At 69.7% G+C, this 22,036-nt stretch carries 23 protein-coding genes and 2 pseudogenes; 8 read left to right on the plus strand and 17 right to left on the minus strand.

The window, feature by feature from the left end:
* Positions 1 to 17: 17 nt before the first annotated feature.
* From NRF20_RS16720 to NRF20_RS16735, 4 genes are all read right to left on the minus strand, one after another.
* Positions 18 to 446 (minus strand): ATP-binding protein, encoded by a 429-nt coding sequence (locus tag NRF20_RS16720; RefSeq protein WP_266358264.1) that lies wholly within the window; start codon positions 444 to 446, stop codon positions 18 to 20.
* A gap of 223 nt (positions 447 to 669) precedes the next feature.
* On the minus strand, positions 670 to 1,074 hold the full coding sequence (locus tag NRF20_RS16725) for a (deoxy)nucleoside triphosphate pyrophosphohydrolase (protein WP_093896846.1): 405 nt from the start codon (positions 1,072 to 1,074) through the stop codon (positions 670 to 672).
* Between the two features lie 42 nt (positions 1,075 to 1,116).
* Positions 1,117 to 1,299, minus strand: coding sequence for an SPOR domain-containing protein (locus NRF20_RS16730; protein WP_256102713.1), 183 nt, complete (start codon positions 1,297 to 1,299; stop codon positions 1,117 to 1,119).
* 395 nt (positions 1,300 to 1,694) lie between these two features.
* Entirely contained in the window at positions 1,695 to 2,447 is a 753-nt protein-coding gene (locus NRF20_RS16735) for a GntR family transcriptional regulator (protein ID WP_398632404.1), read from the minus strand.
* Between the two features lie 203 nt (positions 2,448 to 2,650).
* On the opposite strand from NRF20_RS16735, the pseudogene NRF20_RS16740 reads away from it, so the two are divergent.
* A pseudogene (locus NRF20_RS16740) lies at positions 2,651 to 3,280 on the plus strand (glycoside hydrolase family 18 protein); the annotation flags it as partial.
* 107 nt (positions 3,281 to 3,387) lie between these two features.
* Here the strand turns inward: NRF20_RS16740 and NRF20_RS16745 are convergent.
* On the minus strand, positions 3,388 to 4,971 hold the full coding sequence (locus tag NRF20_RS16745; RefSeq protein WP_398632405.1) for a S8 family peptidase: 1,584 nt from the start codon (positions 4,969 to 4,971) through the stop codon (positions 3,388 to 3,390).
* A 254-nt stretch (positions 4,972 to 5,225) separates the two neighbouring features.
* On the opposite strand from NRF20_RS16745, the gene NRF20_RS16750 reads away from it, so the two are divergent.
* Both NRF20_RS16750 and NRF20_RS16755 read left to right on the plus strand, forming a co-directional pair.
* Positions 5,226 to 6,323, plus strand: coding sequence for a threonine synthase (locus NRF20_RS16750; RefSeq protein ID WP_398632406.1), 1,098 nt, complete (start codon positions 5,226 to 5,228; stop codon positions 6,321 to 6,323).
* Positions 6,324 to 6,399: 76 nt separating this feature from the next.
* On the plus strand, positions 6,400 to 9,027 hold the full coding sequence (locus tag NRF20_RS16755) for a discoidin domain-containing protein (RefSeq protein WP_413752823.1): 2,628 nt from the start codon (positions 6,400 to 6,402) through the stop codon (positions 9,025 to 9,027).
* A gap of 129 nt (positions 9,028 to 9,156) precedes the next feature.
* Here the strand turns inward: NRF20_RS16755 and NRF20_RS16760 are convergent, their stop codons facing one another.
* From NRF20_RS16760 to NRF20_RS16770, 3 genes are all read right to left on the minus strand, one after another.
* The gene (locus NRF20_RS16760; RefSeq protein ID WP_398632408.1) at positions 9,157 to 9,300 is read right to left on the minus strand and encodes a hypothetical protein; all 144 of its coding nucleotides are present in this window, start codon (positions 9,298 to 9,300) and stop codon (positions 9,157 to 9,159) included.
* A 120-nt stretch (positions 9,301 to 9,420) separates the two neighbouring features.
* Positions 9,421 to 10,656 (minus strand): IPT/TIG domain-containing protein, encoded by a 1,236-nt coding sequence (locus NRF20_RS16765; RefSeq protein WP_413752824.1) that lies wholly within the window; start codon positions 10,654 to 10,656, stop codon positions 9,421 to 9,423.
* 328 nt (positions 10,657 to 10,984) lie between these two features.
* Positions 10,985 to 11,731 carry an IPT/TIG domain-containing protein gene (locus tag NRF20_RS16770; protein WP_398632410.1) on the minus strand — a complete coding sequence of 249 codons (747 nt, stop codon included), beginning with the start codon at positions 11,729 to 11,731 and terminating at the stop codon, positions 10,985 to 10,987.
* A 968-nt stretch (positions 11,732 to 12,699) separates the two neighbouring features.
* Between NRF20_RS16770 and NRF20_RS16775 the strand changes: the two genes are divergently transcribed.
* Entirely contained in the window at positions 12,700 to 13,434 is a 735-nt protein-coding gene (locus NRF20_RS16775; RefSeq protein WP_398632411.1) for a carbonic anhydrase, read from the plus strand.
* Positions 13,435 to 13,474: 40 nt separating this feature from the next.
* Here the strand turns inward: NRF20_RS16775 and NRF20_RS16780 are convergent.
* The 7 genes and pseudogenes from NRF20_RS16780 to NRF20_RS16810 all read right to left on the minus strand — a co-directional run.
* Positions 13,475 to 13,564: pseudogene (locus NRF20_RS16780) on the minus strand (type II toxin-antitoxin system YoeB family toxin); the annotation flags it as partial.
* A 109-nt stretch (positions 13,565 to 13,673) separates the two neighbouring features.
* Positions 13,674 to 14,156 carry a S26 family signal peptidase gene (locus tag NRF20_RS16785; protein ID WP_398632412.1) on the minus strand — a complete coding sequence of 161 codons (483 nt, stop codon included), beginning with the start codon at positions 14,154 to 14,156 and terminating at the stop codon, positions 13,674 to 13,676.
* A complete protein-coding gene (locus NRF20_RS16790; protein ID WP_398632413.1) occupies positions 14,153 to 15,985 on the minus strand; it encodes an ABC transporter ATP-binding protein in 1,833 nt (610 codons plus the stop codon). Before NRF20_RS16790 ends, NRF20_RS16785 begins: the two co-directional genes overlap by 4 nt.
* Complete coding sequence (locus tag NRF20_RS16795) at positions 15,982 to 16,536, minus strand: TlpA family protein disulfide reductase (RefSeq protein WP_398632414.1); 555 nt, start codon at positions 16,534 to 16,536, stop codon at positions 15,982 to 15,984. Before NRF20_RS16795 ends, NRF20_RS16790 begins: the two co-directional genes overlap by 4 nt.
* Before the next feature lie 15 nt (positions 16,537 to 16,551).
* A complete protein-coding gene (locus tag NRF20_RS16800; RefSeq protein ID WP_398632415.1) occupies positions 16,552 to 17,085 on the minus strand; it encodes a MauE/DoxX family redox-associated membrane protein in 534 nt (177 codons plus the stop codon).
* Between the two features lie 73 nt (positions 17,086 to 17,158).
* Positions 17,159 to 17,338, minus strand: a complete 180-nt coding sequence (locus NRF20_RS16805; RefSeq protein ID WP_093896832.1) for a hypothetical protein — start codon at positions 17,336 to 17,338, stop codon at positions 17,159 to 17,161.
* Positions 17,339 to 17,411: 73 nt separating this feature from the next.
* Positions 17,412 to 17,945, minus strand: coding sequence for a redoxin domain-containing protein (locus NRF20_RS16810; protein ID WP_398632416.1), 534 nt, complete (start codon positions 17,943 to 17,945; stop codon positions 17,412 to 17,414).
* 110 nt (positions 17,946 to 18,055) lie between these two features.
* Here NRF20_RS16810 and NRF20_RS16815 point away from each other — a divergent pair, with 110 nt between their 5' ends.
* Positions 18,056 to 18,853, plus strand: a complete 798-nt coding sequence (locus NRF20_RS16815) for an AfsR/SARP family transcriptional regulator (protein ID WP_413752825.1) — start codon at positions 18,056 to 18,058, stop codon at positions 18,851 to 18,853.
* Positions 18,854 to 18,994: 141 nt separating this feature from the next.
* Here NRF20_RS16815 and NRF20_RS16820 read toward each other — a convergent pair whose 3' ends face one another.
* Together NRF20_RS16820 and NRF20_RS16825 are read right to left on the minus strand one after the other, a co-directional pair.
* A complete protein-coding gene (locus tag NRF20_RS16820) occupies positions 18,995 to 19,249 on the minus strand; it encodes a Txe/YoeB family addiction module toxin (RefSeq protein ID WP_398632417.1) in 255 nt (84 codons plus the stop codon).
* Positions 19,246 to 19,527, minus strand: coding sequence for a type II toxin-antitoxin system Phd/YefM family antitoxin (locus NRF20_RS16825; RefSeq protein WP_398632418.1), 282 nt, complete (start codon positions 19,525 to 19,527; stop codon positions 19,246 to 19,248). Before NRF20_RS16825 ends, NRF20_RS16820 begins: the two co-directional genes overlap by 4 nt.
* A 445-nt stretch (positions 19,528 to 19,972) precedes the next feature.
* On the opposite strand from NRF20_RS16825, the gene NRF20_RS16830 reads away from it, so the two are divergent.
* From NRF20_RS16830 to NRF20_RS16840, 3 genes are read left to right on the plus strand one after another with little or no spacing between them, the layout of a single operon-like run.
* A complete protein-coding gene (locus tag NRF20_RS16830) occupies positions 19,973 to 20,197 on the plus strand; it encodes a CPCC family cysteine-rich protein (protein WP_351198590.1) in 225 nt (74 codons plus the stop codon).
* Positions 20,106 to 20,564 carry a hypothetical protein gene (locus tag NRF20_RS16835; protein WP_398632441.1) on the plus strand — a complete coding sequence of 153 codons (459 nt, stop codon included), beginning with the start codon at positions 20,106 to 20,108 and terminating at the stop codon, positions 20,562 to 20,564. The genes NRF20_RS16830 and NRF20_RS16835 overlap by 92 nt, the downstream gene beginning before the upstream one ends.
* 52 nt (positions 20,565 to 20,616) lie before the next feature.
* A complete protein-coding gene (locus NRF20_RS16840; protein WP_398632419.1) occupies positions 20,617 to 21,873 on the plus strand; it encodes a helix-turn-helix domain-containing protein in 1,257 nt (418 codons plus the stop codon).
* The last annotated feature ends 163 nt before the right edge of the window (positions 21,874 to 22,036 follow it).

Here is a 22,036-nt window from a genome sequence, read left to right on the forward strand (position 1 = left end):
TGCGTCCCACCCCACTCCTAACCAGGCAGGGCCAGCTCGAACCACACGGTCTTGCCGGTCTTCCCGCGTCTGGTCCCCCAGCGGCGAGCAGAACAGGCCACCAGCTGCAGTCCTCTGCCGCCCTCGTCATCGGGTCCCGCCATACGTTCGGTGGGCGGATCCGGAAGCGGATCGGAGACTTCCACGAGCAGTCCGGGACGGGCGGCGGGAGCGTCACCGTTGAGATGAGGGCGCAGCAGACGTACGCCGATGGGGCCCGATGTGTACTGCATGGAGTTGGTCACCAACTCGCTGACCAGCAGAACTGTCATATCCCCGACGGCAGCGTCGAGCCCCCAGCCGCGCAACGCCTCATGGACCGCATGCCGCGCGGAACGCACGGCGCCCGGCACAGCCGGAAAGGTCCACTCGGCGCAGTCGCCTTCGGTGTCGATCACGCCGACCACTTCCCAAGACCAGCAACGAGGAACGTCCTGTTTACGGGGGTTAATCAGGACATACCCGATATTTGGGGCGAACTATCGCCGGGGTCGACACGTGGGGCGTACGGGTGTATGGCCGCGCGCACGAACAGACGTACGCAGAGAGAGGGGCGCACGGGGTCATCGGCGCGCGCCACCGGAATCATGCCGCAATCCACGCCGACAGCGCTCGCCGCAGCGTTCCGCGTCAGCGGGGCGCACCGTCCGGCAGGCGGCGCATCGCCTCCGCGACCGCGGGCAGGTCCTGATCCAGCCAGTCGACCGCGTCGCTCTCGCCGGGCCCGAGCCAGCGCAATTCGTCATGGTCCTGGAGCGGTGCGGGCACCCCGGACACCAGACGGGCCGTCCACACCCGGAGTACGTACCCGGGCTTCAGCGGCCACTCACCGGGGATGCGCTCCAGCGGTTCCGTCTCCACGCCGAGCTCCTCGCGCAGCTCCCGTACGAGCGCCTGCTCGCCACTCTCCCCCGGCTCCAGCTTCCCGCCCGGCAGCTCCCACCGGCCGGCCAGCTCGGGCGGGGCGCTGCGGCGCGCGGCCAGCAGGCGGCCCCGGTCGTAAACGGCTCCGGCCACCACCACACGATCGTTCATGAGCCGGAGCGTAACGCCCCCGCCCGACTCCTTGCAGACGCTCTACGGCCGGGCACTCTGCCCGATGCGCTCCACCCAATAGAGCTGCTTGTGGCCGTGACTGTCGAGCTTGTCGGCAGTCTTCTGGGCCTCGCCCTGTGTGGCATACCTGCCGACGCGGTAGCGATTGCCGTTGTCGTCCTGCCGTATCACCAGCCAAGGGAGCTCGGCACCGTTGTCGCTCATCGCCCCCCTCCCCAGCATCGCGCCCCTCCCTCGAACGGCATGCACGTCTCTAAGGATCCCCAGGAAACCGCAGTACGCATATGCCGGAGCCTACGCCTGACCTTCACTCAACGGATACGTAATTACACAAAGAGATACCGATCCGGCCATGAGAAGGGGGCGCACCCGGTGGGATGCGCCCCCTGCGGCAGTTGCGTCCCCGGTCCGTCGCCGTACGCACCGTCGACACCGGCCCGAGGACGGGGCCCGTTCGTCTTCCGGTGTGCGGCTACGAACGGGAAGGAAGGAGCAGGACATGACAATCCATTACAGCCGGTGACCGCCCCTCGGTTACGCGACCCGACAGGGCGTTGACCTGCCGTCACCGACGCCGGACGGCGCCCTCCAGGTATCGCTCACCTGACCGGAAGGTGGTAGGCGATCCGGAAACGGTCAGCGGGCACCACCACGTCCGCCGTCTCGACCGGGCGACCCGATGCGTAATACGTACGCTCGATCACCATCACCACATGACCCGGTACGCCACCGAGCGCCAGGAGCTCCTCCGCCAGCCCCGGCCGCGCGCCGACCTGCTCGGCCACGTTGTCCACGACGACATCGATCGCGGCCATCCGCTCGACCACCCCGCAGCCGCCCAACGGGCCCTCCTCCGGCAGCATCACCGGCGTACGCCCCGTCACGGCGAGGGGTTCCCAGGATGTGGAGAGCATCATCGGCTCCCCCGCCTCCCGGAAGGTGTATCTCGTACGCATCACCCGGTCGCCCGGTTCGATGCCGAGGCGCTCGGCGATCTCACCACTTGCGCCCTCCTGCTCACTGCGGGACTCCCAGGTCCCGCGCACCCCGTCCGCCGTCTGCTCCTGACGGAACGGGCTGGCCCCGGCCCCGATCCGGTAGCCGGAACGGGCGATCCGGCGCGGAACCGGGCGCTCACGCACATACGTACCGGAGCCGGAACGCCCCTCGACCAGGCCCTCAGCCATGAGCACCTTGCGCGCCTCCAGCGCGACGGTGTCCGAGACTCCGTACTCCTCGCGGATACGGGCCTGCGACGGCAGGCGCGCATGCGGCGGCAGCGAACCGTTGACGATCTTCTCTCTCAGATCGCTCGCAACGCGCAGATAGGCGGGCTGCTCACCGAAAGTCACAGGCCACTCCCAACAGATTGACAGTCTGCAACAGCCTGACAACCGTCGGTTGTGGATCGCAAGCGCAGGCCAGAGTTTCACCCGAAGTGATGATTCATCACAACCTCGCGCATATCCCGCCGCCGGCCGCCGCAGGGGCTCCGCCCCTTCCGGCCAGGCTCCCCCCAGCCCCTTGCCCCCTTTTGGTCCAGACCAATAGCTTCCTCTCCATGGGCGGCTGGAGCTGGTCCACCCACTTCTCGGACGCGGCCCGCCCCGCCGCCTCCCGCAAGGCGTTCGTCTCCTCCTGCATCGACCTGTACATCAAGGGCAACCTGCCGGTGGACGGAACGCGCGGCGACCAGGGCGCCGCGGCCGGTCTCTTCGACGGCGTGGACATCGACTGGGAGTGGCCCGGCTCCGCCGGTGACACGGACACGGTCCACCGCCCCGAGGACAAGCGGAACTTCACCGCGCCGGTGCACGAGTTCCGCACCCGGCTCGACGCCTGCGCGAAGAGCAGCGCGAAGACGCAGAAGGGCAGGGGCCGCGGCACGAAGCCGAAGCACTACGACCTCTCCGCGTTCGTCCCCACCGCCCCCGCCAAGATCTATGCGGGCTTCGATGTGCGCCGCATCATGCGGGACTTCGACTTCGTCAACCTCCAGGGATACGACTTCCATGTCTCCGGCGAGGCGACCACGGCCCAGCAGTCCGCGCTGTACGCGAAGGGCGACTTCAGCGTCGACCAGACCGTCCGCGACTGGATCGAGCGCGGCGCCCCTGCCCGCAAGCTGGTGATGGGCATGCCGTTCTACGGTCAGGGCCGGACCGGCGTCACGGGCGGCGGCGAGCTGATGACCGCGGTCGACCGGGGCCTCGACCGGCGCCGGCGCACGGTGTGTGGGGCAGCCGCGGATGCGGCCGCCCCACACACGCTCAATGGCTTACGGAGCCGTCATCAGAACTGCAGGGCCCAGGAGTTGATCCTCCCGGTGTCGGCCGCCGCATTGTCGCCGACCCGCAGCTTCCAGGTGCCGTTGGCCACCTCCGACGAGGCGTTCACCGAGTAGGTGGTGACCACGTTGTCGCTGCTGCCACCCGTCCCGTACGCCTTCAGGTTGTAGACCGAACCGTCGGGCGCGACCAAGTCGATCTTCAGGTCGCCGATGTAGGTGTGCGCGATATTGACGGGCACGCTCAGCGTGGCCGGCGCGTTGCCGGTGACACCGGTGACGGTGATCGGCGACTCGACGGTGGAATTGTCGCCGATGGTGTAGCCCGTCGTGTTCTCGAACTTCTTGCCCGGCGGCGTGGTGGTGCCGCTGCCGACATTCAGCAGCCGGTTCGGGGAGCCCGTACCCGGGCTCGTCACCACTCCGGTGCCGGCTGCGGCAACCAGTCCGGCGGAGACCTGTGCCGGACTGTCGCTCGGGTGGTCGGCCAGGTAGAGGGCCGCGGCGCCGGCGACGTGCGGGGTCGCCATCGACGTACCGGAGATCGTGTTGGTGGCGCTGTCGCCGGTGTTCCAGGCCGAGGTGATCGACGAGCCCGGGGCGAAGATGTCCAGCACGCTGCCGTAGTTGGAGAAGCTGGAGCGGGCGTCCGTGCTGGTCGTGGAGCCGACCGTGATGGCCTCGGTGACCCGTGCCGGGGACTTCGTGGAGGCGTCGGTGGACTCGTTGCCCGCGGCGACCGCGTAGGTGATGCCGGACGCGATGGACTTCCGTACGGCGGCGTCGAGCACGGAGTCCGCCCCGCCGCCCAGGCTCATGTTGGCGACGGCCGGCTTGACGGCGTTCGCCGTCACCCAGTCGATGCCCGCGACGACCTGCGCGGTCGTGCCGGAGCCGCTGTCGTCGAGGACCCGGACGGCGACGATCTTCGCCTTCTTGGCGACGCCGTACGCCGAACCGGCGACGGTGCCCGCCACATGGGTGCCGTGGCCGTAGCCGTCCTGCGCGGTGTTGTCGTTGTCGATGGCGTCGTAGCCGTACGAGGCCCGGCCGCCGAAGTCGCTGTGGGTGATCCGGACACCGGTGTCGATGATGTACGCGGTGACACCCTCGCCCGCCTTGTCGGGATAGGTGTAACTCTGGTTCAGCGGCAGGGTCTTCTGGTCGATCCGGTCCAGCCCCCAGGAGGGCGGCGAGGGCTGGGTGCCGGAGACCGTGAAGGTCCTGTTCTGCACGACGGACTCGACGGCCGGGTCCGCGGCGAACTTCTTCGCCTGTGCGGCGGAGAGTTCGACCGCGTAGCCGTTGAGGGCCGCGTGGTAGGTCTTCTTGATCTTGGCGCCGTACTCCTTGGCGAGCGCCTTGCCCTGCGCGGAGCCGGCGTCGGCCGCCGCTTCGTCGAGCGTGACGATGTAACTGCCGCTGATCGTGCCCGGGGCACCCGCGTTCTCGATCCGGCCTTCCGCCGCCGTCCCGGCCGCGGCGGCGGGGAACGCCGCCGCGGTGGAGAGCGCGAGGGCGGCACCGGCTATGACGCTCGCCGCGGCGAGTCTTCGACGCGCGTGGGGGGTGTGACGCATCACTGACATGTGAGGGGTCCTCCTCGATTGCGGTGCGCTGGTGGGGGGTTCCATGGGAAATGGAGGTGGGGCAGGGCCGGGCCGGACCGAGTCGAGTGGACTCGAATAGCATGGGCATGACAATCAATCGCTTCGGATTCCGCGCTGCCCACGGCCCGGCCGACAGCGAAAGATTGACCGATCCATGGGAATCACACAAGGGCGCGTTGACGTGTGCCATACCTTCGCCACTCAGCCGCCACACACCTGACATGCTGACGGGCATGGCCATGTATCTCTGTCCGCAGGACGGCACCCGCGCCGAAACCACCGCCCTCACCTGGTGCTGCCCGGTCTGCCGCGGCCCCTGGGACCTCGACTTCGAGGTCGCCGGGCCGCTCTCGCTCAACTCACTGACCGGACGCGTCAATTCACTGTGGCGTTACGAAGAGGCGCTGCCCCTCGCCGCACCCACGACCACCCTCGGCGAGGGCCGCACCCCGCTCGTCCCGCTCACCGGCACGGTCACGGCCAAGCTCGACTTCCTGATGCCGACGCTCTCCTTCAAGGACCGCGGCGCCGTGATGCTCGCCGAACTGGCCCGCCGCCTCTCGCCCGAGCGCGTCATCGCGGACAGCAGCGGCAACGCGGGCACGGCCGTCGCCGCGTACTGCGCCCGTGCCTCGCTCCCCTGCACGGTGTACGTCCCCGAGGGCACGTCACCGAAGAAGACCGAGCAGATCCGGGCCCATGGCGCCCGCCTGGAGATCGTTCCCGGCGACCGTGAGGCCACCGCGCTGGCCGCCCGTGCCGCCGCCGACACCCCGGGCACCTTCTATGCCTCGCATGTCTTCAACCCTTACTTCCTGCACGGCACGAAGACCTACGTGTACGAGATGTGGGAGGACCTCGGCGGCCACCTGCCGGACGCCATCGCCGTACCGGTCGGCAACGGCACACTCCTCCTCGGCGCGGCCCTGGCCACCGCCGAACTCCACGCCCAGGGGCTGATCGACGAACGCCCGGCGCTGATCGCCGTACAGGCCGAGGCCGTGTCACCGCTGGCCGCCGCCTTCCGCGCGGAAGCGGACGGACTGCTCGACGCCCCGGCCGGCGCGGCCGCCCCCACCCTCGCCGAGGGCATCGCCATCCCCCGCCCGCCGCGCGCCCGGGCCATCCTGGCCGCGGTACGGGAATCGGGCGGCACCTTCCTCACGGTGACCGAGGATCAGATCCGTACGGCACAGCTGGATCTGGCCGCCCGCGGGTTCTACGTGGAGACGACGGGCGTCGCCTGCTGGGCCGCGGTCGGCGGCTGGACGGACCGGAGCGTCGTCGTGCCCCTGTGCGGCGCTGGCCTCAAAACGGGCCTCGCCGGCTGACAGGGCCGACGGCCGTTCACCCGCGCGCCGCGCGCCGTGCACCGCCGCTCGGCGCACGCGTCCATACCTTCATACGGTGAGCCTCTCGCGCCTCTGTCTCCTCACGTCCCTGACGTCTCTGGTCGCGGGCGCCCTGATCGCACCGCTGCCGCCCCTCTCGTACGCCGCCGCTCCCCTCCCGCCCTCGTCCACGGCCTGCGGCCGGGACACCGACCCCGCCTGGGCGCCGACCTCCACCCGCTTCGGTGAGGCCGCCGGTTACGACCCCTATGTCGGCAACGGATATCTGGCCCATCGAGTGCCCGCCACGGGCGCCGGCTATGCCGCCTCGGGCGGGAGGACCGGCTGGCCGCTGTTCACTCCGCGCTACGACGGCGCCTTCGTCTCCGGCCTGTTCGGGCGCGACAAGAACCTCGCGGCCGGCCGCGAGGTGATCGCCGCACTGCCGAGCTGGACGACGCTCGACGTACGCGTCGGCAACGAGACCTACGGTTCCGCCACGCCTCCGGGCCGGATCTCGCACTACCGCCAGACAGTGTTCCTGCGCTGCGGCCTGGTGCGTACGTCGCTGCGCTGGACCACGGCCGACGGGCGCACGACGGACCTGACGTACGAGGTGCTCGCCGACCGGTCCGATGTGCACACCGGCGCCGTGCGGCTGCGCATGACACCGCACTGGAACGGTACGGCGACCGTCACCGGCCGCCTCGACCCGCGGGGCGCACGCCGGATCACGCTCAATGACGACGGAACGTTCCGCACACAGGGCACCGGGACAGCGGGCGCGATCGTCCAGACGATGCGCACCGGCGGATCGAAGTCGGGGCAGGTACCCGGCACCGACCGGGTACGCAGCACGGTCCGGGTGCGCAGCGGACGCACATACACCTTCGAGAAGTACGTCGGAGTGGACACCGCGCTCACCTCGTCCGCCCCGCGCACAGCCGCCGGCGAGGCGTCCCGGCGCGCGGCCCGGCGCGGCTGGTCCGGTGTCCTCGCCTCGAACGCCGCCGCCTGGCGACAGGCCTGGGCGGCCGACATCTCCGTACCGGACAGTCCCGAGCTGCAGAGGTGGCTGCGGTCGGCGCAGTACGGACTGCTCGCCTCCACCCGGACCGGGTCCCGCGACAGCATCGCTCCGACCGGTCTGACCAGCGACGACTACGCGGGCTCAGTGTTCTGGGACGCCGAGACCTGGATGTACCCGGCGCTGCTCGTCACCCGCCCCGAACTGGCACGCTCCGTCGTCGAGTACCGCTACCGCACGCGCGGAGCTGCCCGCACCAACGCGCAGAAGCTGGGATTCCGGGGGCTGTTCTACCCGTGGACGAGCGCGAGCAAGGGCAACCTCTGGACCGAGTGCCAGAGCTGGGACCCCCCGCACTGCCTCACCCAGAACCACCTCCAGGGCGATGTCTCGCTCGCGGTCTGGCAGTACTACCTGGCGACCGGGGACCGCGACTGGCTGGCCGGGCACGGCTGGCCGCTGCTTCAGGGGATCGCCGACTTCTGGGCCTCGCGGGCCACCGCGAACGGCGACGGCAGCTACTCGGTGAAGGACGTCGCGGGCCCCGACGAGTACAGCAACGGCGTCACCGACGGGGTCTTCACCAACGCGGTCGCGGCCACGGCCCTGCGCAACGCCACCCGCGCGGCGCAACTGCTCGGGCACCCGGCACCGGCCGAGTGGACGCGGGTCGCGGACGGTCTGCGCATCCCGTACGACCCGAAGCGGAAACTCTTCCTCCAGTACGCGGGCTACAACGGCTCGACGATCAAACAGGCCGACACGGTGCTGCTCATCTACCCGCTCGAGTGGCCGATGGAGCCGGGCGCCCGGGCGTCCACGCTCGACTACTACGCCGCGCGCACCGATCCGGACGGCCCGGCGATGACGGACTCGGTCCATGCGATCGACGCCGCCACGATCGGGGAGGCCGGTTGCGCAACGTACACATATCTCCAGCGCGCCGTGCGCCCGTTCATGCGCGGCCCGTACGCCCTGTTCAGCGAGGCCCGGGGCGCGAAAGCGGGCGCACAGGACCCGCTGTCGGGCTCCCCCGCCCAGGACTTCCTCACCGGGAAGGGGGGATTCCTCCAGGTCTTCACACACGGTCTGACGGGTCTTCGGCTGCGGGAGGACGGGGTGCGCCTCGATCCGTTGCTGCCGCCGCAGCTGGGAAAGGGCGTCACTCTGACGGGGCTGCGCTACCGGGGCCGTACGTTCGACATCGCGATCGGCCCCCTGACGACGACGGTCCGGTTGCTCTCCGGCGCCCCCTTCACCGTCCACACCCCCACCGGCCCGCGCCTCCTCACCGGCACGCTCGCCCTCGCCACCCGCCGCCCCGACCTCGCCCGGACGACGGACGCGGCCCGCTGCCGCCCGGCGACGGCGACCTCCGAGACCCCCGGCCTGTACGCGGTCGCCGCGGTGGACGGCAGCCCGGCCACGTCCTGGTCCCCGCACGGCGCGACGGGCGCGCTGACGGTGGACTTGGGGCGTGCGGCCCCGGTGACCTCGATCGAGCCGGAGTGGACGGACGCACGCTTCTCCTCCTACCGCCTGGAGACATCGGTGAACGGCACGGACTGGCAGCCGTACCGGCCGGGGGCGACGGCCCGTCAGGTGCGGCTGCTGGTCACTTCGGATGACGCGGCGAAGCCGGTGGGCGTACGGGAGTTGAGGGTCGTGCAGCCCTAGGAGCGGCCGCCCGGCCGGATGCCTCGCCGGCCGCCGGAGCGGCTGGATGGCGCAGCGTGCTCGACGCGCTGGTGCGCATGCTTCCGCTGTGATGGGTGAGCCGGCTGAAACACCACTGAAGTCGGCAGTTCAGCCCTGCGGTTGGAAGTAGCGGGCACCCTTCTCGACCAGATGCGAGGCGTAGGCCCGCCCCAGGGCCGGCTTCCCCCGGTACACGCCCACGTAGCCCTGCGTGCTGTCGACGACTCTTCGCTCATGGCCGCGATTTTCCATGGGCCGGGCCCCCTCGGAAACCCACCGAACCGGTTCGCCGAGCCGACCGGCCTGCCCGTCGAGCCACATCCCCGCCCACACACCGGCCGGCATCTCTCCTCAAGTTGCGTGCCGGACCTCTCAGATGCCGGGTGGGCCGAGTCGGGTGTAAGGAACGCCGACACTGGTGCCACCGGGGGTGATGACCCTGATGGTGACTGCGCCCGCCACGCCGGGCGGTGCCGTGGTTGTCAGCTGAGTGTCGGAGACCACGGTGAAGCCGATGGGCACGGCGCCGAACAGTACTGCGGTGGCATACGTCAGTCCGACGCCGGTGAGAGTCAACGTGGTTCCGCCTGCCAACGGCCCCTGGTTGGGCACCAGACCAGCGACGACCGGGGCACCCAGATATACGTAGGCCGCACCGTTGCTCGTGCCACCGGGCGTGGTGACGGTGACCGGGACGGTGCCGGCGACACCGGGTGGCGATACCGTTCTGATCTCCGTGGCCGAGAAAATGGTGTAAGGGGTCGCCGAGTTCACACCGAAGCGCACCGCCGTGGCCTGGAGGAAATTCGCACCGGTCAGCGTCACGGGCACGCCACCGCTCACCGGCCCGGACCCGGCGGTGATGCCGCTGATCACCGGTGCGGCGAGGTAGTAGTAGGGGACGGCCTGGGTGCTGGTACCGCCGGGCGTGGTGACCGTGACGGCAACCGGACCCGGGCCGCCGGTGGGGACAACGGCAGTCAGCTGGGTCGCCGAGACGAAGGTGAACGAACTCGCCGCGTTCGCCCCGAAGCGAACGGAGGTCGTTCCGGTGAAGCCGGTCCCGGACAAGGTGATGCTGTTCCCACCCACGAGTGGTCCCTGGGCCGGAGTCACGCTGCTCAGAACCGGAACGGCGACATATGTATAGGGGATCCCGGCGCTGGTGCCGCCCGGAGTGGTGATCGTGACGTCGACGGTGCCGGGGGGCCCGGCGGGGGCGACCGCGGTGGCCTGCGTCGCGGAGACGGCAAGGAACGCGGCGGCCACGGTACCGAAACGGACCGAGGTGGCGCCGGTGAAGTCGGTTCCGGTCAAAATGACCGTGTTCCCGCCCTCGACCGACCCCTGGTTGGGAGTGACGGAACTGATCGCGGGCGTCGCGATCGTGTAAGTGAAGCCAATGGCGTTGCTGGTTCCACCGGGCGTGGTCACCGCGATCTGTACCGTGCCCGCACCGGTCGGGGCGAGCGTGGCGATCTCGGTCGGGGACACCACGGTGAACGAAGCGGAGGGAGTACCGCCGAAGATGACCGCGGTCGCGCCGGTGAATCCGGTGCCGGTCAGTGTGACGACCGTTCCGGCGGCCCCCGAGAAGGGGCTGGTCACGGTGATTGCGGGGGCCGCCGCGGCCGTCGACGGTTGTGCAGCGCGGGGCATTGAGCTGTCGGAGCTCTCCAAAGCCGTTCTCCTGTCGGGTGGTGTGATCCGCGGGATGTGATCGGGGCGCTGTGGACGGGGTACGGAGATCGGAATGCGCTGCTCGGGGCGCCGCCCGGACCTCCTGGCCGGGCGGCGATGAGCGAGTGGTGCAGGTTGGTTGCCCGCCCGGCCGGGCGCGGAATCTCCCGGACCGGGGCGGACGTCATGCATCCGGAGGCGGTACCGGCGCCGGGCACTGTGCCGCGTAGGCAGTCGGTACCGCAGCCGTGACGGATCAGATGCCGGGGCCTGTCACGTACGTGAAGGCGCCGACGTCCGTGGCTGTGCCCGCAGGGTTGGAGAGACCGACGTCGACCGCACCGACGGTCCCGGGCGGGGTGACGGCGGACACCGTCGTCGCGTTGATGACCGAGAACGGTGCCGGCACCGAGTCGAACGTGACCTGGCTCGTCGAGGTCAGGTTGGTGCCCGTGATGGTCACCGCGGTTCCGCCGGACGCCGGTCCGGAAGCCGGAGTGATCCCGGTGATGGTCGGGACGTCGATGTATGTGTACGACAGACCGTTGTTGGTGCCTCCGGCGGTCGTCACACTGACGCCCACCGGCCCGGCTGCCGCACCCGCGGGCACGACGACACTGATCTGGCTGTCCGACAGCACCGTCGGCGTCACGGTGTTGACGCCGAAGGACACCCCCGTGGCGGTGGACAGGCCGGTGCCGCTGATGGTGATGGTGTTGCCGCCTGCGGTGGCGCCCGAGCTCACGCTCAGACCGGACTTGAACGGGGCGCCGACATAGAAGAACGGGATCGGGTTGCTGGTTCCGCCCGGGGTGGTCACCGTCACGCCGACCGTGCCGGAGCCGGACGGCGAGACAGCGGTGACCTGGGTGGGCGAGACGTTGGTGACGCCGGTCGCCGGCTTGGTGCCGAAGAGCACAGCGGTGGTGCCCGTGAGGTTGGTGCCCGTGACGGTGACGGTGGTACCGCCACCGGTGGAGCCCTGGTTCGGAGTGATTGGCATGGTCGTCCTCCGTGTTTTTGAACTGAACTCTCGAATAAGGCAGTTGAATCAGAGCCGGGTCCGGATCAAGACCCATGGCCATGGCTTCGAACGCCGGGCCGCTGTCGGACCCGGCCGTCCTCGCGCAGGGTGCTCGGAGCCGTGATGAGCCGTGTCGCGGGCCGCCGGGCCCCGGACGCCGCAGCCGACCCACGCTCGTGGCCTCGATGAAGAGGTACTCGGTGTGCGCGGATGGTTCGCGCACCGCTCCCTTGCAGAGGCCGGGGGGCTGTCACACCAGCCCCTGCCGCTACCTGGCAGGGGCGACTGGTCGGATCCAAGTCCTCTACGGGGGCGCCCATCGCGGCCATCCGGAGCAAACGATGCCGAGGTCCGTCATGCATGGACGGTCGGCGAACAGAACGGTTCCGCGCTCCCCCGGAGAGGGATGGGCGGCCCACCGGTTCGGTCACCCAAGTGACCCATACGAATGGAATATGACACAAGCATCTTGACGGATAGCCACCTGAACGGACGAGCGCGCAGGGGCGGATCGATCGGCACGCCGGGGGAGTCGAATCCGCCGTCTCTCCCACCACGCGCCCCCCAGGAACCACCACGCAACTGCCCCGTTCCCGGCAACGGACGCACCCGGCGCAAAACCAGGGAAGGAGCCGTCTCCTGGAGGAGATTCGTGCGGAGGTCGCGGTGCTTCCAGCCGGCGACGCAGGCGAGTTCGGCGACGGCATCGAAGGCTCGGGATCCTGCCGTGCCCACCCTTACTGGATTTGCCGGGGCCGGCGTGGACTCACGCTTTGCAGGCCCGCCTTGCTGGCGCTCATGCCGCCGCCCGAGCCGGTTCTGTGGGCCGTCGGTGGCCAAAGCAGCCCGCGCCCGCTTGCGCCTGCCGTCGGGCTCTCCCACCGCGCTGAACAATCACCCGGGTCAGGACGTACGGACGCGTCTCAGCAGAGTGAGAGGAACGACCGATGGACAGAGCGGGACATCCGGATCGCAGGACTCTGCTCGCCGGCGGACTCGCGGTCGCCTCGGTCGCGCTTGCGGGTTGCTCATCGACGAGCGCCACCCCGTTGGCGACCAGTACTGCGCCGGAAGCGCGGCCGACCACGCCCGCCGCGGCATTCACGAGGCTGATGGACGGCAACAAGCGCTGGGTGAGCGGAGACCTCCAACACCCCGACCGGGATCCGGACCGGCGCCAGTTCGTAGCCCAGAAGCAGGAACCTTTCGGGGCGATCCTCTCGTGCATCGACTCCCGGGTGCCGCCTGAACTCCTCTTCGATACCGGACTGGGTGACCTTTACGTGATGCGCACGGGCGGGGAGGCGGTCGGTCCGGTGGTCACGGGTTCCGTGGAGTACGGGCCCATGACGAGCGGCACTCCGCTCATCGTGGTCCTCGGGCATCAGCGTTGCGGCGCCGTCGAAGCGGCGTACAACTCCATCCGTGACGGAAAACCGCTGCCCGGCAACCTGGAGGCGATCACCAAGGCTCTGCGGCCGGCGTACGAGCAGGCCGTCCGGGAAGGCGGCGGCGACCCGATCGAGACCATGGCCCGCGCCCAGGTCAAGCTGACCGCAGCCGACCTGCGCTCCAACCAGGACCTGGCCCCACTCGTGGGAAGGGGCGCCCTTGCCGTGGTCGGCGCCTACTACTCGCTCGACACCGGCAAGGTGGAAGTCCTGGCCGGCGCGCCTTCCTGACCGGCCGGACGCCGCCCTCCCGCCCGGAACCGCTCCGCGGTCAGTAGTGATGGCGGGCAGCGAGGATGACGGTCACCTTGTCCGTGACCAGATGGACGAGGCGGTGCTCATCGTCGATCCGTCGCGACCAAAGCGTGTCGGGCATTGAAGCGGAATGCCGAGCACAGAGCTGCCACCTGCACAGATGTCGTTCTGGCGCGGGCCATCCCAGCACCGTCCCAGTACGGTACGTGCCGGCCTCAAGAAGGAAGCGAAGAAGGTGCACCAGAAGCCGCAGCGGCCCGCAGGCGGAGCAGGACAGTTCCGATGAGCTTGTCCTCGGGGCAGTAGCCCCACTGTTTGGAGTCCATCGAGCCCGGCTTCTCGCCCAGGAGGACGAGCATGCCCGGCGGCACGTGGGTACCGGGGCATCGGCCGGCCCAGTGCGGTACGGGCTCTCCGGCGACGGCGACGATGCGTTTGACGTACCACGAGTCGGTCGTGGTGCCCGTGGGGGAGTGCCAGCCGTGCTCGGGGTGGGGTGCGACGACGACGGCCACCCGGCCCGTGGCGACACGGCGTCTGCCGCGGAGCATGAGGATCCGGTCGCCGGGCATGAGGGTCGGCGACATGCTGTGCCCGCGGACGGTCACGGCCACCAGCCGCCCACGCGCCAGCAACAGGGCTGCGGCAAGGACGAGGAGTCCTGCGAGGGCGAGGAGCACCGGGGCTGCGGCGGTCACCGGACGGTCTCCTCGTAGCCTTCGGCTTGCGTGGTGAAGAGCTCGGCATAGGTGCCGTGGGCGGTCATGAGCTGTTCGTGGGTGCCTGCCTCCTGCACGGTTCCGTCGGCGATGACGACGATGGCGTCTGCGGCGCGGACGGTGTTGAGGCGGTGGGAGACGAGGATGCTCGTCGCGCCCTGGCGGAGTGAGGTGAGCCGGTCGTGGACGTGGCGTTCGGCGACCGCGTCGAGGCCGGTGCTGGGTTCGTCAAGGATCATGAGATCCCGTTCGGAACGCATCAGGGACCGGGCGAGCGCGAGGCGCTGCCACTGGCCGCCCGACAGTTGGACGCCGGGGCTGGTGTCTTCGGTGTCGTCGGGGAAGAACATCCGGCTGAGCATGGTGTCGTACCCCTGTGGGAGGCGGGCGAGGGCGGTGTGGATGTCCGCGTCGGCGGCGGCGGCGTGGATGCGCCCATGGTCGTGGAGAGAGCCGAGGTCACCGAGGCCGATGTTCTCCCCGGCGGTGAGGTCGTACTCCATCGGGTCCTGGAAGACAACGCTGACTCGCCGGCGCAGCTGGTCCGCAGGGAAGTCCTTGAGGTCGATGCCGTCCCAGTGGATGCTGCCCCGCTGCGGGTCGTAGAGGCGGCACAAAAGTTTGACAAGGGTGCTCTTGCCGGCCCCGTTGAGACCGACGATGGCCAGGCTGGTGCCGTGCGGAATGGTCAGGCTGATGCCGCGGAGGATCCACGGTCCGTCGTCGGAGTAGCGGAACCAGACGTCCCGGAGTTCGAGGCCGCGGCTCAGCGGCGGCGGGGCGATCGGGGCGGCCGGGGCGGGGAGGTCGTCCCGGACCTGGGTGACATGCAGGTAGTGGCTGAACAGCAGGGCCGTCTGGTGGCTTTGGGCGATGCACCCCACCAGGCTGATGAGTGCCGTCTGCATGCCGGCGAGGGCCGCGACGAGAAGGGATACGTCACCGGCGGTGAGGGCATGGGTGGCGGCCTGGTGCACACCCCAGACGAGTGCGCCTGTGGAGACGCCGGCTCCGAGGGCGGCGAGCGCCGTCTCGTAGGTGGCGAGGCGGCGGTCGAGGTGCTCCTCCTGCCCGTTGATGCTGTCGAGATCGGCACGCATGCGCTGCGCGAAGTAGTCACCGAGGCCGTAGAGGCGGATCTCCTTCGCCGCTTGGGTGTCGGTGAGGAGCCCTCGGTAGAAGATCTGGCGGCGGGCGAGATTGCTGGTGCGCCAGAACATGTCCGCGCGATGACGGCTGTTGGCCAGGTGGGCGAAGAGGGCCGGAACGGCCGCGACGACGAGGACGGCGGCCAGGGTGGGGCTGATGAGCAGGAGACTTCCCAGGAAGCCCGCCATGGTGAGGATCCCCTGGGCGCCCTGGAGTGCCGCGCCGACGATGCGCTCGGCCCCCTGCGCGCTCTGGATGGCGAGTTGGAGGCGGTCGTGGAAGGCGGGCTGTTCGAGCTTGGACAGACCGCTGAGCCGGTTGACGGCCTTGAGTAGGTCGCTCTGGGCCTGGGTGGAGGTGGCGCGGCGGATACGGCCGTCTGCGTACGAGGAGACGGCTGAGCCGGCAGCGAGGAGGACAGTGAGCAGGCCGATGCCGATCGCGGCCCAGTTGAGGTCCGCGACGCGGAAGTCGTCCGCGGTGAGGCTGTCGACCACGTACTTGAGCAGCCAGGAGGCGGCTACGGGGGCCGTACCCGCGATGACGACGGTGGCGACGCGGACGGCGAGGGCCCCGGGGCAGGCCCGTAGCGTCAGGGCGAGCACTGCGGTGAGGCCCCGCAGGAATTCGGCCGTGCGGGGGGTGGACTGCCTGCTCATGCGGCGAGCAGGTTGAGCGCGGGCAGGGAACCTTGGCCGATGCCTGTCTCGGTGACGGTCCCGTCAGCGTCGAGGAGGACGAAGGTGGGGTGGTGGCGTACGCCGAAGGCGCCGGCGACTGGACCGTTCGGCGGTTCGGTGGCGGTGAGTTCGGTGTGCGGGCCGACTGCTTCGAGCAGGGGACCGGCGTCGGCGGGCTGCCCGCTGATGACGACGACGAGATGCGCGTCTGACGGGCTGTTCGCCTCGGCCCACCGTTGGATCTCGGGGAGGCTCTCCCTGGTGGGCCCGCAGTCGGGGCGGAGGAAACAGATGAGGGCGGGGTGCCCGGCCAGGGTGGATTCGCTGACTTCGCCTCGGGGGGTGTGCAAGGTGAAAGCGGGGGTGTGGTCACCTTCGTGTACGGCAAGGGCCGGGGGGCCCGAGGCCGCGGCGACCGGGGCGGGGGCGGCTATCGTGGCGCGCCAGCGTTTGATGACCGCAAAGGTGAGGAGGGCGTTGAGGAGGGTGACGGCGGCCAGAAGGGCGAGGCCGGCGATGGCGTAGCTCACTGCGTGATCGTCCTTTCAGCGTTGGCCGGTGCGGGCGGAGAAGAAGAAGGCGAGGTCGTCGGTGAAGACGGCGAACGCGGTGAGATAGCCGGCGGTGGCGACGGCGAGCGCGAGCGCGGGAGCGCTGAGGGGGGTGGTGGTGCCGTGGGTGAGGGCGATGGCGCCGCCGAGGAGGGCGAGCACAGTGAGTGTGGCGTTGCGGGCGACATGCCAGGGGCCCATGGGCACGGTGGTCCTGCTGCCGAAGCAGGGACAGCCGGCGGAGCTGCGGCGCCGCATGGTGGTGACGGCGACGGCACTGAATGTCGCGCACAGGGCGGCGGCGACGGCCAGGCCCGCGGTGAGCGTCCGGGGCAGTGCGAGGAGCACGGCGGCGATGAGCTCGGCCACGGGCACCAGGACGGCGAGAGCCGGCCGGGCAGCGGCTGGTAGGTAGGTGAGGTCGCCCAGTGCCGTGGCGAATCGGCGGCGGTCGCGCAGCTTGGCGAGGCCGGCCACGGCCAGCACGCAGATCAGCGTCAGGCGGCAGACGAGCAGCAGGTCGGACAAGGGTGACTCCGAAAGAATGGGTCCTGGACCGGCGGGCACGGGGCGAGCCGCACGCGGCCCGCCCCGTGGTTGTTCAGCAGTAGTTCCAGCTGCCGCAGCTGACCCCGCACGCGCCCGTGTAGCAGCAGCGGCGGCATCGCTGGGCGCTGGTGCTCCACTCGGTCCAGCAGTCCGGCGGGCAGCCTGCCTCGGCTTCGGCCTTGGGCAGAATCCGCTCGATCAGGCGGCCCGCACCGGCCTTGAGTGTGCGCATGGTTCTCCTCTTCCTGTGTGGATGGGATGTGCGTACTCCGCGGTGCGACCGCGGTCCGCGCTCGCACCGGGGTTCAGGAGGCCGCCGATACCGGTTCGCGGCCGGCGACGGAGGGAGCGGCGACAACGCCGTCCTGGTAGCTGAGGATCGTGGGGAAGGCAGGGACGCGCAGGGCGCGGAACAGTGGTGATGCCTCGGGCTCCGGTACCACCTCGTCCGCCGGCCCGACGAGTTGGGCGGTCAGGCTGCTCTCGCCGGCTTCGGCGCCGATCACCAGGGCCAGGACCCGGCCGCCTGCTGCCCGGGCCCGGTCGGCCCGTTCGGCGAAGTCGGGGAGGCTGTCGGTGCAGGACGGGCAGTCGTGGGAGAAGACGCCCAGCAGCAGCTCCCCGGAGCGGAAGTCGTCCTGGGTCAGGGTCCGGCCGCTGAGCGCGGTGGCGGTGAAGTCCGGGAGTCCGTCCCCGGGTTGCGGCCCCTGGACTGCGAAGTCGTCGCGTCGGCGCACGACTTCGAGCTCCTGCCAGCGACGCAGGATAACCACGAGCAGGACGAGGTTGAGCAGGGCGACGGCTCCGACGAGCACCAGACCGGCAATGACGTAAGGCAAGTTTCGACCCCCTGGCGCGGTTGCACGGGAGAGCAGTGTGATAGGTGGGGCCTGTCGGGAGGATGCCAAGACCTTGCCAGGAACATGACGAGCTGAGCATCATTGCCGCCATGCTTGCCACGGGGTCGCATTTTCGAGTGCTCGGCAGAGTTGAGTGGACCGTCGACGGACGCCCCAGAGCCATCGGTCGCCGCCGCGAGCGTCTGCTGCTGGGTTTGCTCCTGTTGGAGATGGGCCGGCCGCTCCCGATGGACCGGCTGATCGACCTGCTGTCGGACGAGGACGAACGACCGCGGTCCCGGGCCGATCTGTATGTGGATGTCTGCCGGCTGCGGGCGAGCCTTCGCCAGGGCGGGTGCGACGGGTCGGTGCGGCTGGTGCGGAGCGGTTCGACGTACGCCCTGACCGGCGATCCGCAGCTGGTGGATCTGCACCGCTTCACTCAGCTGGTCAACCGGGCTCAGCGGTGCACCGAGCCGCAGGAGGTTTCACGACTCGCCTCGTCCGCCCTGGCCGAGTGGCGGGGGGCGGTGCTGGAGGACGTCGCATCCGAGCGGACCCGCCGAGGTGTTGGCACCGCTTTCGACGAACTGCTGATCTCGGCGCAACTGCTGCGTGTCGCGGCGGAGTTCAAGCTGCGTAACTACTGGTCGCTTGCCGCGGAGCTCGCGCGGCTCACCGAGGACTATCCGGAACACGAGATGCTCTTGGCCTTCCGTGCGGCCACGCTCTACGAGTGCGGCCGTCGCGCGGATGCACTGCGAGTGCTGTCCTCGGCGCGAGCACAAATGACCGCGCGGCTGGGGTTGGATCTGAGCCGCGAGCTGCAGGATCTGCAGGAGGCGATCCTGCGGGACAGTCCGGTGGACCGCGGCATCTTCCGCTGTGGCGCCCTGGGCGCCGTGTGATGCACCGCCGCATCCCCGCCAACCCGGCACGGTGGAGGTCAGCAGGGGTGATGACGGGTGACGGAATCGTTGCTTCGGGGCCCGTCCCAGCGCGATTCCAGCACGGGAGAGAGGTTCCAGCACGCGCCGAGCGCTCAGCGATCAGTAGCGGTAGCGGGCCGCGAGGATCACGACCTCCTTGTCCGTGACCAGGTAGACAAGGCGGTGCTCATCGTCGATCCGTCGCGACCAAGCCCCCGGCAAGTGGTACTTCAGCGGCTCAGGCTTGCCGATTCCCGAGAACGGGTCACGCTTGACGTCCTCGATGAGCTTGTTGATCCGAGCGAGCATCTTGCGGTCGTTCTTGAGCCGGGACGTGTAGTCCTCCCAGCCCTGATCCTCGAAGACAAGCCTCACGCAGCACCCGCACCAGCGTCCGCCGAGTCGGGATCGATCAGCTCGCGCTCCGACACATTGGTGTTGGCCAGGGCGTTCTCGTACGCCTTGAGCAGTCGCCGTGCGTTCGCCGGAGAGCGCAGCAGGTACGAGCCCTCGCGCAGCGCCGCGTAGTCCTCGGCCGAGATGAGCACGGCATTGCCATGCTTGGAGACGATCTCGATGGCCTCGTGATCGTCGTTGACCTTCTTGATCAGCGGAAAGAGAGCTTTGCGGGCTTCGCTCGCGGTTATCGACATGAGCCGCCCCTTCCATGAAGTGGTACCTAATAACGTACCACTCTCGGCGGCCTCGCGAGAGGCAACTTGGCCGACGAAGGGTCAGATATCTCAGCACGGGAAACAGCAAGGGGCCGACTCCCGGAAGAGCCGACCCCATCTGACCTGCATGTCCGCCAGGCCGCCAACTTGGTGTTATTTCATCCGCTCACACGTTGAAGCGGAATGTCTGCGGTCTGATCCTGACCTGCGGCGGAGTCCCGTCCAGGGCTCTGACCAGCCATTTCTCAGTTGACATGCGTTGGGTCCCGATGGCTGTTTACGAGTGTCCTGCGGACTGACTGCGGACTGGCCGGGGGCGCCGCGGCAGAGAAATCCATGGCGCACCCGCATGGCCTGCAACGAGACTGCGCAGGTGAGCGACCGCTACCCCTGTCCCTGCTGCGGGCGTCTCGTCCTGGACGAGATGCCCGGCGCGTACGCCATCTACCCTGTCTGCTTCTGGGAGGACGACGCCATCCAGTTTCGGTGGCCCACCATGGATGGCGGGGCGAACAAGGTCTCCCTCATCCATCAACGACCTGGCCGACCACGTCCAAGTGATCCTCCACTCCCAGTTCTGGCAGGTGGACGCCGGCCGCACGTACGGCGTCTCCGGCACCGGCCTGGACTGGGAACTCGACTGGACTGAGCCCTGGGAGCACCTGGTCGAAGAGTCCCGCACCTGGCCCCTGCTGGAAGCCTCCGAAGCTCCCGCCGGCGACAACATCTTCGTCGCCCCCACCTGGATCGACGAGCGCTGCGACTTCGTGAACGACTGGACCCCGCCCGTGATCCTGTCATTCTCGATCGCTATGCACCGATCGCGGTCGACCCCGGTCACTCCAAGAAACGGACGGGAAACAACGGAGAACGAAAGAGGCAACGGGCAACACCGCCGAACCCCGATTCTCCAGGCGCGCGTCGTGCCAGACTCACTTTCGGATGCGGACCGAAACGACGCCGTCACAGCAGGTGTTCGCCGTCGGGTTTCGTGTCGACCGGTGATCGTCGGATGACGGCTCCCGTGAGGGCGGACGGCTCTCGCGGTCACTGTTCAAGGGGAGGTTGATGATGAGCACGACTTTACGTTTTGGCCCGGAACTTCGCCGTTTACGAGTAGAAGCGGGGCTGACTCTGACTGAGTTCTCCGTGGCGCTCAACTACGACAAGGGGCACATAAGCAAGGTCGAGCGCGGGGAGCGTTCCGCGTCCCCCGAACTAGCCCGGCGGTGCGACGCCTTCCTCGGCGCGGACGGCGAGCTGCAGCGCCTGGTCACCCGACCCGAGACGGACTCGGACTCGGGCACCGCCGAATCCCCCGCCGGTCCGAGCCGCTGGCTCGTCGGGCGCCGGGCGGTCCTCTCGGCGGGTACGGGAGCGCTGATCGACCTCGGCCTGAAACTCGGCAGTCAGGCGCTGTCCTCCGCCGACGACCCCCTCCTGCCCTCCTTCCGCATGCAGTTCGACCAGCTGCGGAAGCTCGGTCAGTCCACCGCACCCAAGGTCCTGCTGCCCCTGCTGGAGACGCAGACTCGCATGATCGCCGGGCTGGCCGCCGACGCCCGGTCCGTTTCTCGGGCCCCTGCGCTCCTGCTCGCCTCGCGGTTCGCGGAGTTCACCGGCTGGATGGCCCAGGAGGCCGGGGACAGCGACGCGGCACTCGGCTGGACGGGCGAGGCCGCCGAACTGGCGCGCGCCGGGGGTGACCCGTACCTCGGTTCCTACGCACTGGTGCGACGCGCCCTGGTCACAATGTACGGCGGGGACGCCGCTGGCACCGTCGCCCTGGCCCGCCGCGCCCAAAGCAGCGAACTCCCGCCGCGCATCCGGGGACTCGCGGCCCAGCGGGAGGCCCAGGGGCACGCGCTCGTCGGCAACGAAGTCGACTGCCTCCGCAGCCTCGACAGGGCGCGGGAACTGCTTGCCAGCGACGACGCCCGCAATGGCGCCGAGCCCGTGATCGGCACCTCCCATGTGAGCGATCCGGCGGCGATGTCGACCGGCTGGTGCCTGCACGACCTCGGCCGTCCCAAGGCCGCCGCCGAGGTACTCGACCGGGAGTACCGCCGCCTCCCGCCGCACGCGCTGCGTACCCGCGCCCGGTACGGCTTCCGCCGGTCCTTGGCCCATGCCGCCTCCGGGGAGGTCGAGCACGCGTGCGCGATCGCCGGGGATCTCCTGGAAGTGATGCCGGCCGTGCCCTCGGCGACGGTGAACAGCGACGTCCGGCGTCTCGCACGGGAACTCTCCCGGTTCCGGAGCAGCCGCTCCGTACGTGATCTGCAGCCCGCGCTGGCACGCGTGCTCGCCCCCTTGCACGACTGACAGCCCCTCCACGACCGACACAGACTCGAGCCGCCCGGCTCGCCGGACTACCCGGTCCCTCCGGCCCTCCGCCCCTCCGGATCCCACGATCCCCGGCGGAACCCTCTGATCACCGCTCGACGCGTCGCATCGCGCCCCCGGCTTCTTCGGGCTGCCCGCGACC

Source organism: Streptomyces sp. R-74717, from assembly GCF_047305335.1.
In the GTDB taxonomy this organism is placed as follows: Bacteria; Actinomycetota; Actinomycetes; order Streptomycetales; family Streptomycetaceae; genus Streptomyces; species Streptomyces atratus.

Coding starts and splice junctions, on each gene's coding strand:
- NRF20_RS16840 (WP_398632419.1), top strand. CDS start 20,617: ATGATGAGCACGACTTTACGTTTTGGCCCGGAACTTCGCCGTTTACGA.
- NRF20_RS16760 (WP_398632408.1), bottom strand. CDS start 9,300: ATGGAAAATCGCGGCCATGAGCGAAGAGTCGTCGACAGCACGCAGGGC.
- NRF20_RS16775 (WP_398632411.1), top strand. CDS start 12,700: ATGGACAGAGCGGGACATCCGGATCGCAGGACTCTGCTCGCCGGCGGA.
- NRF20_RS16805 (WP_093896832.1), bottom strand. CDS start 17,338: ATGCGCACACTCAAGGCCGGTGCGGGCCGCCTGATCGAGCGGATTCTG.
- NRF20_RS16770 (WP_398632410.1), bottom strand. CDS start 11,731: ATGCCAATCACTCCGAACCAGGGCTCCACCGGTGGCGGTACCACCGTC.
- NRF20_RS16825 (WP_398632418.1), bottom strand. CDS start 19,527: ATGTCGATAACCGCGAGCGAAGCCCGCAAAGCTCTCTTTCCGCTGATC.
- NRF20_RS16725 (WP_093896846.1), bottom strand. CDS start 1,074: ATGAACGATCGTGTGGTGGTGGCCGGAGCCGTTTACGACCGGGGCCGC.
- NRF20_RS16745 (WP_398632405.1), bottom strand. CDS start 4,971: ATGTCAGTGATGCGTCACACCCCCCACGCGCGTCGAAGACTCGCCGCG.
- NRF20_RS16730 (WP_256102713.1), bottom strand. CDS start 1,299: ATGAGCGACAACGGTGCCGAGCTCCCTTGGCTGGTGATACGGCAGGAC.
- NRF20_RS16830 (WP_351198590.1), top strand. CDS start 19,973: ATGCCCGGCGCGTACGCCATCTACCCTGTCTGCTTCTGGGAGGACGAC.
- NRF20_RS16815 (WP_413752825.1), top strand. CDS start 18,056: ATGCTTGCCACGGGGTCGCATTTTCGAGTGCTCGGCAGAGTTGAGTGG.
- NRF20_RS16750 (WP_398632406.1), top strand. CDS start 5,226: ATGGCCATGTATCTCTGTCCGCAGGACGGCACCCGCGCCGAAACCACC.
- NRF20_RS16790 (WP_398632413.1), bottom strand. CDS start 15,985: ATGAGCAGGCAGTCCACCCCCCGCACGGCCGAATTCCTGCGGGGCCTC.